At 42.3% G+C, this 759-nt stretch carries 1 protein-coding gene; it reads right to left on the reverse strand.

Annotated features, from left to right (window positions below; translation table 11 throughout):
* Positions 1 to 576: 576 nt before the first annotated feature.
* Positions 577 to 759: hypothetical protein (locus ACQY5W_RS13105; RefSeq protein ID WP_428025420.1), on the reverse strand; the 183-nt coding region annotated here is incomplete at its 5' end.

Consider the following 759-nt stretch of genomic DNA (forward strand, 5'->3'; position numbering starts at 1 on the left):
CATAAAAAATATGCATCGGCATGAATTTCAACAAACATAATTATTTATTTACTTTAAAAAAATTCTAGAGTTTTGTTTCCATGTGAAAATCAGGGTGTTACATGGGACAATGTTAGAAACCCAATCTGCATAGCGACATGGCTGTATGAACCCAGCTTGCAGTAACCGATCCGCCTCCTCCTTCACCCTTTTGACAATTTCTGGTTTGAAGTTTCGGGCTCTCTGTTTATACGGTATAAAACTAGCTTTAATCAGTAACCGATGTTCGATGAGCTCCCTACTTAACCCGGGCATCTCGGTGTAATCCCAAGAAAAACAACACGTCTATGCCTTCAACAACTCAATTATTTCCTATTTTTGTCTCATGTTTAGATGTGCACTTACATATGTAGGCCGAGGAATGACTCCATCACCTATTTCTACTTTTTCTAAGTCGTCCATAGAGGAAAAACCTCAGCCAAGCTTTCCTAACTCATATAAGTCCTTGACCACGCCCATGGCATCATCCGTATATGAACGATACTCCGCTCTGTGCCTACCCAGCCACTCAAGATCTTTGCTAACTGTCATCATCTATCAAAAATCATGAGCCAACTGGGTCGCACCGATTGCAAGTTTTACACTTATTAGAACAAACCCATCCTTGCCAGCACTAATGTAGTCATACCCTATCAAGTCCTTGCTGGATAAGCACTCCATCTTCCCACCCAGGATGTCGACTTGAGATTCGGCCACAGCAACGCACACCACCTCATCAGC

The organism is Arcobacter sp. (genome assembly GCF_050300555.1).
Taxonomy (GTDB): Bacteria; Campylobacterota; Campylobacteria; order Campylobacterales; family Arcobacteraceae; genus Arcobacter.